Source organism: Streptomyces vastus (assembly GCF_039532825.1).
In the GTDB taxonomy this organism is placed as follows: Bacteria; Actinomycetota; Actinomycetes; order Streptomycetales; family Streptomycetaceae; genus Streptomyces; species Streptomyces vastus.
Genome location: NZ_BAAASJ010000125.1, coordinates 123,907 through 138,844, shown reverse-complemented (window position 1 = coordinate 138,844; position 14,938 = coordinate 123,907). Strand labels below are relative to the sequence as shown.

Annotated in this window: 16 protein-coding genes and 2 pseudogenes; 8 read left to right on the top strand and 10 right to left on the bottom strand. The window is 68.0% G+C overall.

The genetic code is table 11. The annotated features are described in order from the left end of the window. Positions 1 to 150 precede the first annotated feature (150 nt). Positions 151 to 1,836: an aa3-type cytochrome oxidase subunit I gene (ctaD, locus tag ABD357_RS43015; protein WP_344397105.1), complete on the bottom strand. Its 1,686-nt coding sequence runs from the start codon at positions 1,834 to 1,836 to the stop codon at positions 151 to 153. A gap of 53 nt (positions 1,837 to 1,889) precedes the next feature. Between ctaD and ABD357_RS43010 the strand changes: the two genes are divergently transcribed. Both ABD357_RS43010 and ctaF read left to right on the top strand, forming a co-directional pair. Further along, complete coding sequence (locus ABD357_RS43010) at positions 1,890 to 2,453, top strand: hemerythrin domain-containing protein (RefSeq protein ID WP_344397103.1); 564 nt, start codon at positions 1,890 to 1,892, stop codon at positions 2,451 to 2,453. 56 nt (positions 2,454 to 2,509) lie between these two features. Then, positions 2,510 to 2,962 (top strand): aa3-type cytochrome oxidase subunit IV, encoded by a 453-nt coding sequence (gene ctaF / locus ABD357_RS43005; RefSeq protein WP_344397101.1) that lies wholly within the window; start codon positions 2,510 to 2,512, stop codon positions 2,960 to 2,962. Here ctaF and qcrB read toward each other — a convergent pair. Together qcrB and ABD357_RS42995 are read right to left on the bottom strand one after the other, a co-directional pair. After that, the gene (gene qcrB, locus ABD357_RS43000) at positions 2,905 to 4,500 is read right to left on the bottom strand and encodes a cytochrome bc1 complex cytochrome b subunit (protein WP_344397099.1); all 1,596 of its coding nucleotides are present in this window, start codon (positions 4,498 to 4,500) and stop codon (positions 2,905 to 2,907) included. The two genes, ctaF and qcrB, sit on opposite strands and share 58 nt — an antisense overlap. Before the next feature lie 57 nt (positions 4,501 to 4,557). After that, positions 4,558 to 4,908, bottom strand: coding sequence for a DUF3140 domain-containing protein (locus ABD357_RS42995; RefSeq protein ID WP_344397097.1), 351 nt, complete (start codon positions 4,906 to 4,908; stop codon positions 4,558 to 4,560). Positions 4,909 to 5,118: 210 nt separating this feature from the next. Between ABD357_RS42995 and ABD357_RS42990 the strand changes: the two genes are divergently transcribed. Beyond that, on the top strand, positions 5,119 to 5,820 hold the full coding sequence (locus ABD357_RS42990; RefSeq protein ID WP_344397095.1) for an SDR family oxidoreductase: 702 nt from the start codon (positions 5,119 to 5,121) through the stop codon (positions 5,818 to 5,820). Between the two features lie 146 nt (positions 5,821 to 5,966). Here the strand turns inward: ABD357_RS42990 and ABD357_RS42985 are convergent. The 4 genes and pseudogenes from ABD357_RS42985 to ABD357_RS42970 form a co-directional block, all read right to left on the bottom strand. Then, positions 5,967 to 6,581, bottom strand: a pseudogene (locus ABD357_RS42985) (recombinase family protein); the annotation flags it as partial. A gap of 15 nt (positions 6,582 to 6,596) precedes the next feature. Further along, positions 6,597 to 6,860 carry a zinc finger domain-containing protein gene (locus tag ABD357_RS42980; protein WP_344397093.1) on the bottom strand — a complete coding sequence of 88 codons (264 nt, stop codon included), beginning with the start codon at positions 6,858 to 6,860 and terminating at the stop codon, positions 6,597 to 6,599. Between the two features lie 147 nt (positions 6,861 to 7,007). Continuing rightward, positions 7,008 to 7,655 carry a response regulator transcription factor gene (locus tag ABD357_RS42975; RefSeq protein ID WP_344397091.1) on the bottom strand — a complete coding sequence of 216 codons (648 nt, stop codon included), beginning with the start codon at positions 7,653 to 7,655 and terminating at the stop codon, positions 7,008 to 7,010. Further along, on the bottom strand, positions 7,640 to 8,899 hold the full coding sequence (locus tag ABD357_RS42970; RefSeq protein WP_344397088.1) for a sensor histidine kinase: 1,260 nt from the start codon (positions 8,897 to 8,899) through the stop codon (positions 7,640 to 7,642). Before ABD357_RS42970 ends, ABD357_RS42975 begins: the two co-directional genes overlap by 16 nt. A 151-nt stretch (positions 8,900 to 9,050) precedes the next feature. Between ABD357_RS42970 and ABD357_RS42965 the strand changes: the two genes are divergently transcribed. Further along, the gene (locus ABD357_RS42965) at positions 9,051 to 9,488 is read left to right on the top strand and encodes a hypothetical protein (RefSeq protein ID WP_344397086.1); all 438 of its coding nucleotides are present in this window, start codon (positions 9,051 to 9,053) and stop codon (positions 9,486 to 9,488) included. 158 nt (positions 9,489 to 9,646) lie between these two features. Here the strand turns inward: ABD357_RS42965 and ABD357_RS42960 are convergent. Then, positions 9,647 to 10,812: pseudogene (locus ABD357_RS42960) on the bottom strand (transposase). Between the two features lie 766 nt (positions 10,813 to 11,578). Here ABD357_RS42960 and ABD357_RS42955 point away from each other — a divergent pair. The 4 genes from ABD357_RS42955 to ABD357_RS42940 all read left to right on the top strand — a co-directional run bounded on the left by ABD357_RS42955 (position 11,579) and on the right by ABD357_RS42940 (position 14,074). Next, complete coding sequence (locus ABD357_RS42955; protein ID WP_344397084.1) at positions 11,579 to 12,592, top strand: alpha/beta fold hydrolase; 1,014 nt, start codon at positions 11,579 to 11,581, stop codon at positions 12,590 to 12,592. Then, positions 12,589 to 12,717 carry a hypothetical protein gene (locus ABD357_RS42950; protein ID WP_344397082.1) on the top strand — a complete coding sequence of 43 codons (129 nt, stop codon included), beginning with the start codon at positions 12,589 to 12,591 and terminating at the stop codon, positions 12,715 to 12,717. Before ABD357_RS42955 ends, ABD357_RS42950 begins: the two co-directional genes overlap by 4 nt. A gap of 157 nt (positions 12,718 to 12,874) precedes the next feature. Beyond that, on the top strand, positions 12,875 to 13,765 hold the full coding sequence (locus tag ABD357_RS42945) for an SDR family oxidoreductase (protein WP_344397080.1): 891 nt from the start codon (positions 12,875 to 12,877) through the stop codon (positions 13,763 to 13,765). A 54-nt stretch (positions 13,766 to 13,819) separates the two neighbouring features. After that, the gene (locus tag ABD357_RS42940; RefSeq protein WP_344397078.1) at positions 13,820 to 14,074 is read left to right on the top strand and encodes a hypothetical protein; all 255 of its coding nucleotides are present in this window, start codon (positions 13,820 to 13,822) and stop codon (positions 14,072 to 14,074) included. Positions 14,075 to 14,129: 55 nt separating this feature from the next. Here the strand turns inward: ABD357_RS42940 and ABD357_RS42935 are convergent, their stop codons facing one another. After that, the gene (locus tag ABD357_RS42935; RefSeq protein ID WP_344397076.1) at positions 14,130 to 14,366 is read right to left on the bottom strand and encodes a DUF6480 family protein; all 237 of its coding nucleotides are present in this window, start codon (positions 14,364 to 14,366) and stop codon (positions 14,130 to 14,132) included. Positions 14,367 to 14,502: 136 nt separating this feature from the next. Next, positions 14,503 to 14,703 (bottom strand): hypothetical protein, encoded by a 201-nt coding sequence (locus ABD357_RS42930; RefSeq protein ID WP_344397075.1) that lies wholly within the window; start codon positions 14,701 to 14,703, stop codon positions 14,503 to 14,505. Between the last annotated feature and the right edge of the window lie 235 nt (positions 14,704 to 14,938).

Genomic DNA, 14,938 nt, shown 5'->3' with positions numbered 1-14,938 from the left:
ACGGCCCGTAACCCCGCTTTTTCAGGGTTCTCGCAGGCGGCCGACTCTGTTCCTTCAGCCTCTCAAGTACCCGGGTGCAGCGCCTCAAACGTGCGGAGCACGGCGGGTGACCATGGACCGGAGCCGTGTTGCCGGTGGCAGAGCGAAATTCTATGCCTCGTGCCGCTTGCTGTCATGCTGGGCGAATTCGGGGTGATGCAGGTCGAAGGCCGGGGAATGCGAACGGATCCGGGGCAGCGCCACGAAGTTGTGGCGCGGCGCCGGACACGAGGTGGCCCACTCCAGTGACCGGCCGTACCCCCAGGGATCGTCCTCCGTCACGCGCTGCCCGTACCGGGCGGTCCGCCACACGTTGTAGAGGAACGGCAACGTGGACACACCGAGCAGGAACGCACCGGCCGAGGACAGCGTGTTGAGGAGGGTGAAGCCGTCCGCGGGCAGATAGTCGGCGTACCGGCGTGGCATGCCCTTCTGGCCGAGCCAGTGCTGCACCAGGAAGGTCAGCTGGAAGCCGACGAAGAGCAGCCAGAAATGGATCTTCCCGAGGCGTTCATCGAGCATTTTCCCAGTGAATTTCGGCCACCAGAAATAGAAGCCCGCGAACATCGCGAACACGACGGTGCCGAACAGAACGTAATGCAGATGTGCCACGATGAAGTACGAGTCCGTGAGATGGAAGTCCAGCGGCGGCGAGGCGATGAGCACCCCGCTCAGCCCGCCGAGCAGGAACGACACGAGAAATCCCAGGGCCCACAGCATGGGCGTCTCGAAGGACAGCGATCCCTTGATCATGGTGCCGATCCAGGCGAAGAATTTTATGCCGGTCGGTACCGCGATGAGGAATGACATCAGCGAGAAGAAAGGCAGCAGCACGGCACCGGTGGCGAACATGTGGTGCGCCCACACCACCGACGACAGCATGGTGATGGCGACGGTCGCCCCGATGAGCGACATATATCCGAAGATGGGTTTACGGCTGAAGACCGGAATGATCTCGCTGATGATGCCGAAGAACGGCAAGGCCACGATATAGACCTCGGGATGGCCGAAGAACCAGAAAAGATGTTGCCACAGAATGGCGCCGCCATTGGCCGCGTCGAAAATGTGTGAACCGAATTTTCGGTCCGCCTCGAGGGCGAGCAGCGCCGCGGTCAGCACCGGGAAAGCGGGCAGTACCAGAATCGATGTGAACAGAATGTTCCAGGTGAAGATCGGCATCCGGAACATCGTCATGCCGGGCGCGCGCAGGCACAGTATGGTGGTGATGAAGTTGACCGCGCCGAGCGTGGTGGACACACCTGTGACCACCAGCCCCATGGTCCACAGATCGCCTCCGGATCCGGGCGAGCGCACGGCGCTGTTGAGCGGTGCGTAGGCGAACCAGCCGAACGCGGCCGCACCACCCGGCGCCAGGAAGCCGGAGACCACCATCAGCCCGCCGAACAGATACATCCAGTACGACAGGGCGTTGAGGCGAGGGAAAGCCACGTCCGGTGCCCCGATCTGCAACGGCATCAAGGCATTCGCGAAGCCCGCGAACATCGGCGTCGCGAACAGCAGCATCATGATGGTGCCGTGAATGGTGAACAGCTGGTTGTACGAGTGCTCGTTCACCAACTGCAGCCCGGGCCGGGCGAGTTCGGCCCGCATCAACAGAGCCAGCACGCCGGCCAGCAGGAAGAACCCGAACGCGGTGACCATGTAGAGATTGCCGATCACCTTGTGATCGGTCGTGGTCGCCCAGCGGTACAGGGCACGCCCCAGCCGCAGGCCCGGTGACTGAGGCGCCGCTGACGACGGACCGAGCGGAGCGGTCTTCCTCGCGGACGTGCCCATGAGCCTGGGCAGTACCCTCACGAGCGGGGCACAAAACAAAGGGTGACGAGACCATGGCAGGTGAGACGGACGCCATCAGTGAACTGACCGACGACCATCGCCACGTGGAAGACATATTCCGTCAGATCGAGGCACTTCCCGACGCCGATCGCATATGCAAGGTCTATACGGACCGGGCGACCATCGAGCTTGTACGGCATTTCGTTTCCGAAGAGGAATTCGTCTATCCGGTGCTGAGCGATCGTGTCGTGGACGGCGCCGAACTCGCGAAAAAGGGAATGGAAGACCACGGTCGGCTGGAGCAGCTGATGAGAAATCTCGAAGAGGCCGAGGCGGGAACCGTCACCTTCGCCCGGCTCGTCGACCAGCTGCTGCGCGAGGTCCGCCGCCAGACCAAGGAGGAGGAAGACCTGCTCTTCCCCCGCCTGAAGGACGCTCTGCCGCCGCCTACGCTGACCGATCTCGGCAGCCGGATCCGCCGGGTGAAGTCCATCGTGCCGACGCGCCCCTACCCGGCCACTCCTGGTGTCCCGCCGACGAGCAAGCTGCTCTTTCCCGGGCCCGGCCTCGTCGACCGGGTACGTGCCGTGCTGTCGGGCTGGCACCACGCGTTCTGATGAGGACCGCCTTCTGATTCCGATGAGGACCGCCTGCTGATGGGTACTTCCTTCTGATGCGGACCGAAGCACGTCTGTTCACCGGGGTGGCGGTCTTCTTCGCCGTCACCGCCGCCGGATACGGCTGGTTCTCCGAGGAGCCCGCCGGCACGGCCGTCCTGGCCATCGCCTTCCTGATGGCGGCACTCGTGGCGTTCTTCCTGCACGTCCAGTACCGCAGGCGCGGCCGACGGGCCCAGGACCGGGGCAACGCCGAGGTGGTGGAGACTGCCGGACCGGTGGAGTTCCTCCCGCCGCACAGTCCCTGGCCCATCACCACGGCTCTGGGATCGGTCATCGTCGCACTCGGCGTGGTCTACGGGCTGTGGCTGTTCCTGCTCGGCCTCGGGGTTCTCGCGCACGGCGTGTTCGGGATGGTCTTCCAGTACGCGGGACGCCACGACCGGGCCGGTCAGGGCTCCAGCTCGCCCCTGCCGGACGGCGGCTCGTCCCCGACCCGGTCACGATAGTACCACGAGCTCAGAGTGGTCCGCAGCCGGCGCAGCCGCGGTACGCCGCCGTCGTGCTCCGGCGGGGGCAGGGGCCGCGGCAGCTCTCGCGTGCGGAGGACGTACTGCCGCACGGCGTCCAGCGGTTCGTGGCTCTCCTCGTAGCCGCCCTCGACCGACTGCCGCACCTCGCCGGTCTCCTCGCCCTCCGCGAGCCGCTTCAGCTCCGCCTCCCGCAGCGCGAGGCACACCCGCTTGGTCACCGTGAACGCGAGCGGCGGCAGCACCAGGAGGGCGATCCGGAACACCCACGTCAGCGTGTTGAGCGAGACCTTGAAGGTGTGCGCGATGACGTCGTTGCCGCCCGCCGCGAGCAGTACGCCGTAGAAGACGATCGCGGCGACACCGAGCCCCGTGCGGACGGGCTTGTCCCGCGGTCGGTCGCACAGATGGTGCTCCTCGTCGTCGCCGGTGATCCACTTCTCGAAGAACGGATACGCGTACAGCACCGCGAAGAGGGCGAGCGGCAGGATCACCGCGGGCAGCAGCACGTTCCACATCACCGTGTGCCCGGCGAGCGCCGTCTCCCACGGCGGCACGAGTCTCAGCGAGCCCTCGAGGAAGCCCACGTACCAGTCGGGCTGCGAGCCGGTCGACACATGGTCCGTGCGGTAGGGCCCGTACACCCAGACCGGATTGATCTGCGCCGCCCCCGCCAGCAGCGTCAGCACGCCGAAGACGATGAAGAACAGTCCGCTCGAACTCGCCACGAACTGCGGGAACATGGGCTTGCCCACGGCATTGCGGTTGGTCCGGCCGCGCCCCGCCCAGTGCGTGTGCTTCAGGTAGAAGACCAGGATCAGATGGAGGCTGACCAGGGCGAGCAGCAGGCCCGGCAGCAGCAGGATGTGCAGCGAGTACAGCCGCGGAATCATGTCCTCGCCCGGGAACTCGGCCCCGAACGCCAACATGCTCAGATACGTCCCCACGACCGGGATCGACAGCATGATGCCCTGCGCGATCCGCAGCCCCGTGCCGGACAGCAGATCGTCCGGCAGCGAGTAGCCCGCGAAACCCTCGGCGAGCGCCAGCAGGAACAGCGTCACGCCGATCATCCAGTTCACCTCGCGCGGCTTGCGGAACGCGCCGGTGAAGAAGACCCGCAGCAGATGCACGCCGATCGCCGCGAGGAACACCAGGGCCGCCCAGTGGTGCAGCTGCCGGATGAGGAGTCCGCCGCGTACGTCGAAGCTGATGTGCAGGGTCGACTCGTACGCCTCGGACATGCGCACGCCGTCCAGCGGCCGGTACGAGCCCTCGTACACGACCTCGTTCATCGACGGCTGGAAGAACAGCGTCAGCCAGACCCCGGTCAGCAGGAGGACGACGAAGCTGTACAGCGCGAGCTCGCCCAGCAGGAACGACCAGTGGTCGGGGAACGCCTTGCGCAGCAGCGGCCCGCTCTCGGACACCGGCAGCCGCGCGTCCAGCGCGTCAGTGGTCCGCTCCGCGCCCCGCCGCAGCCGCGCCGCCGCGCGAGCCTTCCTCCCGGTGAACACCCGCACCGGGTGCCCCGCCGCCTGCCACGGAAACGAGCCACCGGGTGCTCTGCCCGGTCAGGACGGCTTGAGGGGATCATGCCCCAGGGTCATCAGCCGGTGGCGCCGGCTCAGGTCGGCAGACTCCGGCTCGCGTTCCTCGTCGCTCAGGGAACCGACGACGTCCACGACCTTGCGCATGAGGCGTACGTCGTCGTCGGTGAGGTCCCGACGGCGTTTCTGCAGGATCGCCAGCACATGCCGCCCCGCCTCGCTCCCGGCCTCCTCGGGCAGCGGCTCGGTGACGGGACTCGCATCCCGGGTCCTGAGCCACTCGCTGAGCGCGTGCGAGGTCATGTTCACGACGCGATGGAACTCCTCCCACAGGGCGTCGAGTTCGTGGTCGGAGAGGCCGTGGATATCAGCCATGGAGGATCACCTCACATCGCGCGTCGGTGTGCGGCCCCTCCCGGACGGACGGGGCGCGGTCATCGGCCTCGGGTACCCGTGAGGGCCGGGCTCATCCTCGGCTGCGGCCCGTCCTCGGCTGCGGCGCCGGGACGCGACCGACTTGCATGAGAAAACCGATCGGTTTACATTGGTCGAAACTGATCGGTTTCCCATCTTCTGGAGGTAGTCGTGACAGCGATCAAGGGCGCCAACGTCTTCGTCACCGGAGGCAGCCGGGGTATCGGCAAGGTGCTGGTCGAGGAGCTCTACGCGCGCGGCGCCGGCAAGGTCTATGCCACGGCACGTGACCCGCGCTCGGTGACACACTCCGGTGCCGTTCCGCTGGCGCTCGATGTCACCGACCCGGTATCCGTGGCAGCCGCCGCCGAGCGGGCCCAGGACGTCACCATCCTGATCAACAACGCCGGCGCCTCCGTACGCGCCTCGTACCTCAACTCCCCGATGGACGACGTGCGACGGGACCTGGAGACCAACTTCTACGGGCCGCTGCTGGTCACCCGGGCCTTCACGCCGATCATCGAGCGCAACGGCGGGGGCCACATCCTCAACGTCCACTCCGCCCTGTCCTGGCTGGCCGACGGCACGCCCTACAGCGCCTCCAAGGCCGCCCTGTGGTCGCAGACCAACTCTCTGCGCCTGGAGTTGCAGCCGCGCGGCATCGCGGTGACCGGGCTCCACGTGGCCTACGTGGACACCGACATGACGTCGGGTATCGACGCGCCCAAGGCCGACCCACGCGACGTCGCCGTGACCGCGCTCGACGGCATCGAGGCGGGGGCGCACGAGGTGCTGGCCGACGACACCACCCGCTGGATCAAGTCGCAGCTGTCCGCCGGCCTGGAAGCCATGTACGCCCAGCTGAAGCAGTAGCACGCACGCACTCACCCACCGATCCAAAGGAATTCCCTGTGGGAAGTTCGCTCACCCACCGCTTCGTCGACGTGAACGGGGTCAGGCTGCACATGGGGTCCCAGTAGTTCTCGCCGAAAAAACAACGCTAAGGACTGATCCCCAGGTCAGGCCGTGGGCTCCAGAGTGGCTGTGGCTGTCTGCTCATCGTGTTCGCGCAGCATGCGCATGACGGTGGCCGGGGCTGGGTGCTGGCCGCGCTTCTTGCCGGTGCGGATGACGAGGCGGGAGGCGATCTCGCGCAGCGAGAGCCGTTCGTCGTCGCGCAGGCGCAGGGCGGTGGCGAGCATGTCCTCGTCGGAGACCTTGACCCCGCCGATCGCCTTGCCCTTCGTACGGGCGGTCTCCTGGCCTTCGAGGGTCTTGTCGCGGATGTAGTCGCGCTCGGACTCCGCCATGGCGGCGAAGAAGGCGAACAGGGCGGCCCCGTGGCCTGACGGGTCGTGCTTCCCGGCCAGGGGGCCGGTGAGGAACTCCAGCTCGATCTCGGCGTCGCGCAGTTCCCCGGCGACCTTGAGGAGTTCCAGGGCGCCGCGGCCGAGCCGCTTCATCTCGTGCACCACGAGGGTCACCCTCGCCCCCAGCGAGCGGTACTCGCGGGCCGCCGCCAGGGCCGCCTTCATTTCGGAGCGTTCGCGGACCCGGGTGCTGATCTGTTCCTGGAAAAGCCGGTGTACGCCGGAGGATTCGAGGGCGTCGACCTGGGACTGGATCTCCTGCGTCCGGCTGGAGACGCCTTACGCGAGCCGAACCTCCATCGGCACGGCAGGCGCCGCGAGCTTCTGCACCGGCAGGGCCTGCCAGGCGGAGCCGGGATGGCGTACGGCCGGGGTGGCGACGTGCAGCTCGGAGCGGAGCGCGGGGACGAGCTGGAAGCGCGCGGTGTGGTACTTGAGCGCGACCTTGCCGGAGGTGGTGCGGCAGGGCGAGCCCGCCGGGGCCTGGCAGGTGGACATCGGGCAGGTGTGCGACTCGACGAGCCGGAACGGGTCGGTGATCACGCTCGGATCGTTTCAGAAGTGCGTTTCACTGGCCATGAGGAAGGAAACGGCCTGTGAAACAAATCGACCTGCGGCGATGTTGCTGGCGCCCGGTGCTGAAACGGGGACCACCTATGAAACACCGACTTGCGGTGGGGCCGAGGCGCGTCAGGGGTTGTTCAGGTAGGTGAGAACGGCGAGGACGCGGCGGTTGTTGTTGTCGTCATCGGTGATGCCAAGTTTGCCGAACAGGGAGGTGGTGTACTTGCTGATGGCGCTTTCACTGAGGAAGAGCCGTTGGCCGATGGCCTGGTTGGACAGTCCTTCGGCCATGAGGCCGAGCACGGAGTGTTCGCGTTCGGTGAGCCGTTCGAGCCGTCGATACGAGGATCCGTTGGACAGTAGTTTGGCGATGACGGCCGGGTCCATGGCGGTCCCGCCGGCGGCGACGCGTTCCAGGGCGTCGATGAACTGATCGGCGTCGAAGACGCTCTCTTTGAGGAAGTAGCCGATGCCACCGGCGCCGTCGGCCAGGAGTTCGCGGGCGTACAACTGCTCGACGTACTGGGAAAGGATGAGGACCGGCAGTCCGGGCAGTTCGCTGCGGGCGGCAAGAGCCGCCCGCAGGCCCTCGTCCGACTGGGTCGGTGGCATGCGGACGTCGACGACGGCAACATCCGGCCGCCACGTCAACAGCGCGTGCAGCGTCTCGGGTCCGGTGGCTGCGGTTGCCACCACCTGGTGTCCATATGCCTCGGTGAGGCGAACCATCCCGTCACGCAGGAGGTACAGGTCTTCGGCTACAACGATTCGCACGGCACCATCATCCTCACCCGGGTCGGGCCGCCTTCCGGGCTGGTGATCTCCAGGGTGCCGTCGAAGACCGCGAGGCGGCGGCGCAGCCCCGCGAGTCCGCCGTCGGCTCGCAGGCCGGCTCCGCCGCGGCCGTTGTCTTCGACATCGATGACGATGCCGGTGTCGTCCTGGGTGATGGATATCCGGGCCCGGGTCGCACGGGCGTGCTTGACCGCGTTGGTCAGCAGTTCGGCGATGGCGAAGTACAGGGCGGACTCGATCGGCGGGTCCAGGCTGAGTTGAAGGTCTGCGCTGACAGCCGCTTCGAGCGGGCTGTCCAGGGCAAGAGCGCGAACGGCGTCGATGAGCCCGCGGTCGTTCAGCACGGGCGGGTTGATTCCCTGGACCAGTTCGCGGAGCTCGGTCAGTGACGCGGTGGCACCGGCTCGCGCTTCCCGCATCAGCGTCCTGGCCTGGTCAGGGTCGGTTTCCATCAGCTTCTCCGCAGTCGCCAAAGAGAGCCCGAGCCCGACCAGGCGGGCCTGCGCCCCGTCGTGCAGGTCCCGCTCGATCCGGCGGATCTCGGCGGCCTGGGCAACCGTCGCATCCGCGCGCTGGGCAGTCAGCTCGTCCACCCGGTCCGCCAGCGCCATCGCGGGTGACGGGCGCAGGAAGCGGACGGCCACTGGCTCGACGCACCGCCAGGCATACGGGGCGCTAGCGCCGGCCACGACCAGGCCGAGCGCGCCGACGACGCGCGTGGCGGGCCCCGGCTGGCCGAGCCCGAGCACCGCCACGGCCACCCCGGCCGGCGGGAGGGACGCGACCACGCCCGCGGTGAGCGGCGCGATCGCCGTGAACCGCAGGTCGCGCCAGTTGGCGGGGTCGCTCCACCGGACCCGCCACTTCTGATCCAAGAGGGCATCGCGGCGGGTGCGCTCGTAGCTGAAGCCGTTCCACCAGTACCCGGTGGACATCCGCGTCACCGGCCCGGCCTGCCGGTATCCGGCGGGGATGACGGTGGCCGTCCACCTCGCGACGAGGAAGCGGACCATCCGGCAGACCGGGCGGGACAGGGCGAGCGTGCCCCCGCACACCAGCACGACCGGCGCAACCCACGACCACGGGTTTCCCGCTCCCCACCAGATCCCCAGCGCCACGGCGGCGGCCCACACGGCCGGGACCAGCATGCTGATGACCGCCACGACGCACGCCCGTACGAACCCCACGCGGACGCACGCCAGCCACGAACCCAGCTGTCTCATGATTCTTCCTTCGCTTTCCGTTCGGTGCTCCCACTGTGCACCGCGCGGAGCCCGCTACCGCCCTGGTCAGCCAGGGAGTGGGGCTAGCCCCACCCACCCGTGGGTCCAGACGGATACCGCGTCGGCCTGGCGCTTCCTAGCGTCGGTGAGCATGGAAACCAACAAGCACACGACTGAGGCGGCACTCCTCAACAGCCCCCGCACCCAAGAAGCCTTCGATACGGCGGAGAACAGCGTCAAGGTCTACGGCGCACTCAGCGCCGTCGCCCTCCTGGCAGTCATCGTGGTGTCGAGCAGCGGTCATATGGTGAACACGTTCATGTGGGTCCGGGCAGTCCTGCTGCCTGTAGTCGCCGTGCTGATCTACCGGATGACCGTCTCCGCTTCCCGGGGATCTCGACGGGCCTTCGAGCGCGTGAGCGTCCTCGCCGTCATCATGCCGATCGCGATCATCGGCGTCGACCTGATCCCGGGTGTCTGCCCGCCGTGGTACGCCGTGATGCAGGCCGTCTGCATGCTGCCCATCATCCGAGTCGCGTTCATCACCCGCGGCTCCGCACTGCGCGCCGCCTTCCCCAAGTCACGCTGACCCCTCAGCTCCTGCGTGCTTCCTGACTGCACCAACGGCAAGGAAGGCGACAGTGAACCAGGCGGACAACGCCGGCCACCGCGCTGGTCCACTCCCTGTCGTCGGCATCGTCTGATGCATCCGGGGCGTGCAGCGGACAACAGGTCCGTGTCCGGCTGCTACAGCCCGGCTCCGGGCTCGTCCATGCCAGCGGTTCGCAGCGGACGGTGTCCCTTCTCGTCGAGCTGCGCGAGTTCGCGTTCGTAGTCGACGGTGATCGAGCCGTAGTAGTTGACCACCGAACTGCGCGCCGGGGAGATGTGCGCCAACACCTCGGCGTCCACCCCGCGCCCGGCGGTACGCAGTTCACCGACGGCCAGGCCCATGTACTCCGTGTGCCAGCAGACCACTGCGTTCGTCACGACGGTCAGGCACCACGCCTGCTCGTTCTGCTGCTCGGTCTGGCGGCGGATGACCTTGCCTTCGCGCGCGTAGTGGAGCTGGCGGCGCAGGGCGTGCAGCGACTCGCCCTTGTTCAGCTGCCGGGCGATCTTGCGCCGGTATCCCTCGTCCGACAGGTACTTCGCCGCATAGATCGTCCTCCTGATCGCGCCGTACTCCTTCAGCGCGGCGGCCAGCGCGTTCCGCCGGGAGGACGCGGAGAGCTTGCCGACGATCAGGGAGGCGGTGGCGTGCCCGTACTTCAGCGACCCGGCCAGACGGAGCAGGTCGTCCCAGTGGTCGGCGACCAGGTCCAGGTTGGCCTTCTTCGTCAGCAGCGGCCCCGCAGTCGGGAACCGCTCCTCGTAGTCGCTCTTGGCGCCCATCCGATACAGGGTGATCTTGCCCAGGTCCCGGATGCGGGGCGAGAGCTGCTCGCCCACCAGGTCGAACAGGCCGAAGTTGACCAGGGTGACACCACGCGTGTCCGTGGCGTGCTCGGTGATCGGCAGATCGGTGGCGTTGCCCAGGATCTCGTCCAGCACATAGTGGGCCTCGCGATGGGTGGCCACGATGACCTTCGTGCCGAACGTCGAGTGCTGGTCGGAGACGTGGGTGTAGGTGGAGATGCCCTCGGACACGAAGTACTTGTTCAGGTGCCGGGCAGTGATCGACTTGCCCCTCGTCGGGAACCGCTGCCCGTCGGATGACGACAGGGTGCCGGAGCCGAACATGGCCGTCACCGGCAGCTGGTGGTGGTAGTTGACCCGGCCATGCCGTGCAATCCGAGGTTCGTGGAGAGCCCGATCAGGCAGGCGATCAGATTCCTTTTGAGCTGCGGGGAGCGGGCCTGCTTGCCGCCGGCGTGGACGAAGCAGTCCAGGAAACCGGTGTGCCGGTCCATCTCCACCAGCAAAGAGGCGATCGGCACGTTCGGCAGCATCCGCTCCAGCTCGGCGTGCAGATCCTCGGCCTCGGACGGGATGTCCTCCGCGGTGAGCGGCGAGATGACCAGCTCCCCGGCGTCGTTCAGCCGGACTGGCCCGTCGCCGCGCTTGAGGACCTCCTCCAGGTCGCCCAGAGCTTCGTCCAGTTCGTCCATCACCAGCGGCAGAGCCTCGGAGGCATCGGGGCTCTTGCCGACCAGACGGCAGAACTCCGTGCCCCAGCCAGGGCAGGGCGGACAGCTGCACGGCGGCACCGAGCACGTTCTGGGCCCGGCGGAACTTCCGCAGGAACGCCTCGTCGGCCGGGTGAGGGTGAAGTACCGGATCAGCTCGTCCTTGCCGATCGCCGGAAAGGACCGTAAGCCCTCCAACTCCTCATCCGAGAACACCCTGGTGGCCATCGGCCCCCTCCCATCCCACTCGATCAACGCAGACGAGCACCACCGCTACCCGGCCAGACGATGGGCAGAGGCAGAAATCCCCGAACTCCCCGGACGACAGGGGGCGTTGCACTATCCTGCGGCGTCCCTACGCAGGGAACCCGGTGTCGCGCAGGTTCGCCATGGCCAGGTCGGCCTTGATCCGCTTCGAGCTCCGCACCGCGCCGAGCACCGCGGCCGGCAGTAGTTCGTCCGGCCGCTCCTCGGGGCTCGAGCATGGTCTGCCGCCCGACGGTGAGCACGGACATCAGCCCAGATCAATGGGCTGCCGCACGGCTTAGCGTTGTTTTTCCGCGAGAACTACTGGGACCCCCACATCGCCGAGCAGGGGCAGGGGCCGCTGGTCCTGCTGCTGCACGGCTGGCCGGAGAGCTGGTACTCCTGGCGTCACCAGTTCGGGGCGCTGGCGGCGGCCGGGTACCGGGTCGTCGCCCCTGACCAGCGCGGCTACGCCCGCAGCGAGCAGCCGCCGGACGTCACGTCGTACACCCTGCTCCACCCCGTCGGCGACGTGATCGCCCTGATCGAGGAGCTGGGGGAGGAGCAGGCGGTCGTCGTGGGCCACGACTGGGGAGCACCCGTGGCGTGGACCGCGGCGATGCTGCGCCCGGACAAGGTCCGCGCGGTGGCCGGGCTCAGCATTCCGCCCATCCTGCCCGGCGGGATGGTCCCGCCCTCGATCACCCGCACCCAGTACGGCGAGGGCTTCTACCAGGTCTACTTCCAGCAGCCGGGAGTCGCCGACGTGGAGTTCGCCAAGGACATCCCGGACTCCTTCCGCCGCCTCCTGGTCGGTGCCTCGGGCGACAACCCGCTCGGCAGGGAGCCCCGCCCGTTGGTCGTACCCGACGGTCTTGGCCTTCTGGACACCATGCCGCAGTCGCCCGACCTCCCTGCCTGGCTGACGGAGGAGGACATCCAGGCGTATGCCGAGGACTTCGCCCTGCACGGCGAGCAGGCATTCACCGGAGCCTTCAACTGGTACCGGAACATCGAACGCAACAACGAACAGCTCGCGCCTTTCCGGGGGCTCGGGATCGACGTCCCCGCGCTGTACATGGTGGGAGACCGCGACATGGTCACCTCACTGCGTGCCCCGGACGGGGGCAGCTCGCTGAGCGAAATGTTCCGTGGCCAAGGCGGATCGGATAACCCGCTGAGCGCTGTCGCGCCTCAACTGCACGGCCCGGTGGTGCTGCCGGGCTGCGGGCACTGGACACAGCAGGAGCGTCCCGCCGAGGTCAACGCCGCACTCGTCGGCTTCCTCGCCCGCATCGACAGCCCGGCGTCCCGATGACACTGCGCCCCAAGCAGCCCAGGGCGATCGCCGACCGCCTCCGCCTGACGGAGCACTTCGCCGCCCTCATGTCCACGCCCACCCTGGAGGAGGTTGTCGGAATCAACCGCTTCGCCCACCGCTGACGCCCCCGCCGCAGCCGTGCTCGTACTCGGGCAACGCGCTGAAGAGGTGCGGGTGCCCGTGAGCGGGGGCCCATCCTGACTTTTCGGCCGGGGCGGGACGGGAACTCGCCAGCCTGACCGGACTACCAGCAGTCAGCCCAGCGGTCAGGAGGCCGACGTGACCGATCCGCAGCACGCGCAGCAGAATCCAGTGACGCAGCATCCTCGCCCCGAGTTCCCGGCACAGGACCAGCCCCATCCGGGCTGGACAGGTCCGATGGACCCGCCGCCCGACCACGGCGAGGAGTCCTACCGCGGCAGCGGCCGGCTGGAGGGCCGCAAGACCGTCATCACCGGCGGGGATTCCGGCATCGGGCGGGCTGTGGCGCTGGCCTTCGCCCGGGAGGGCGCCGACGTGCTGTTCACCTACCTCGAACAGGAGGCGGACGAGGCGAGCGAGACGTCCCGGCTTGTGGAGGGCGCAGGCCGCAAGGCGGTCGCCGTCTCCTGCGACATCCGCGAGGAGGAGAACTGCCGGGCGCTGATCGAGCGGGCGGCCGGGGAGTTCGGGCGTATCGACGTCCTGGTGAACAACGCGGCGTACCAGATGTCGCAGCCGGAGGGCATCGAGGCGATCTCGACCGAGCAGTTCGACCGGGTCATGCGCACCAACCTGTACGGAATGTTCTGGCTGACGAAGTTCGCCCTGCCGCACATCCCGGAGGGTGGCAGCATCATCAACTCCACGTCCGTGCAGGCCTACAAGCCCAGCCCCCATCTGCTGGACTACGCGACGACCAAGGGTGCGATCGTGACCTTCACCCAAGGGCTGGCCCAGATGCTCGTGGACCGTGGCATCCGCGTCAACGCGGTCGCACCGGGCCCTGTGTGGACCCCGCTGATCCCCGCGACGCTGCCGGACACGGTGAAGTTCGGCAAGCAGTCCCCCTTGGGGCGGCCGGCACAGCCTGCCGAGCTGGCCCCGGCGTACGTCTATCTCGCCTCCCAGGAGGCGAGCTTCATCACGGGGGAGATCCTCAACGCCACGGGCGGCACGCCGCTGCCTTAGGGCGCCAGTGGTTGTTGCTCTCGTTCGACGCACTCGACGAAGGGAGCGGTCGGCATGGAGGAGAAACGGTCCGAGAAGCCGGGCACCGAGACCAAGGTGCCGCGGGATCTGCCCGCGTCGCCGGAGGAAGCCGAGCGGGAGGAGGCCATCGTGGACGTTCCGGCCGCCGAGTCCGCCGGGCAGGAGCCTCCGGAGGCCTATCCGGACCCGGACGAGGCGGGCTCAGGACAGCGTGGCGACGAGGGCTCCCGGGCTTCCCCGGTCGAGCCGGTCGAGGAGGAGCCCGGCCCACAAGAACAGCCCGACTGACGGCACGACCGAGCGCCCGATCGGCGGAACGTACGTGCCCACGGACGGTGCGTACTCACAGGGCGAGCGCGATCGCGAACGCGAGGAAGCCTGCGGCGACCAGCACCACGAGAACCAGGATGACGGTCAGCGGGCCCTTGGCCCAGCCGCGCGGCGGGTTGTGGGTCTCCTGCGGTCCGGCGCCGGGCGTACTGCTCTCGGCAGGCGGCGTCTCGCCGGGCGGAACGCCGCCACCGGGCTCCAGGCCGGGCGTCCGCAGCGGATCGGGATCTGGGTTGCTGTGCTGCTGCATGCTGCGCGAGTTCCCCGGCTATCCACTGACGAACAGCGAAGAACGTCCATATTCCTGCTGTTCCTGCTGTTCCTACTATTCCTGCCGACTTGTCATCACTGGACCGGGCCGTTGAGCGAGATCGGATCGAAGCGGTTCAGTCCGCGCTCTCCGGGCGTTCGCCCTTGGGGCCGCGGCCACGTTCCGTGCGGGGCCCGCGGCTGCGCCAGTCCGAGTCCTCCCGCAGCGTCTCGTTGGCCTCTTCGTTGGCCTGCTGGTCGGGGGTCCCGGCCGCCTCCGCGTCCTTGCGCAGCCGCGCACGCCGGGTGTCGTACTTCTTGCTTCCGGGCTCGGGCATGTCAATCACTTCCTGAGTAGTCCAGAGCCGCGTTTCCTCGGACCTTTGGGCCTGGTGTGCCGTCGCGCGCTAGTCCGTACTGCCCGCGAAGAGGACCTCGGCGAGGTCGTCGTCGAGTGCCGGACGGATCTGCGTGGCCAGGGCACCGTCGGTGGCCTCGGTCGCGACCTCGAAACGGGTTACCCCGGCCTTTGGTACGAAACGGGAAGAGGGGTGTATCCCGGCAGGGTGCCGG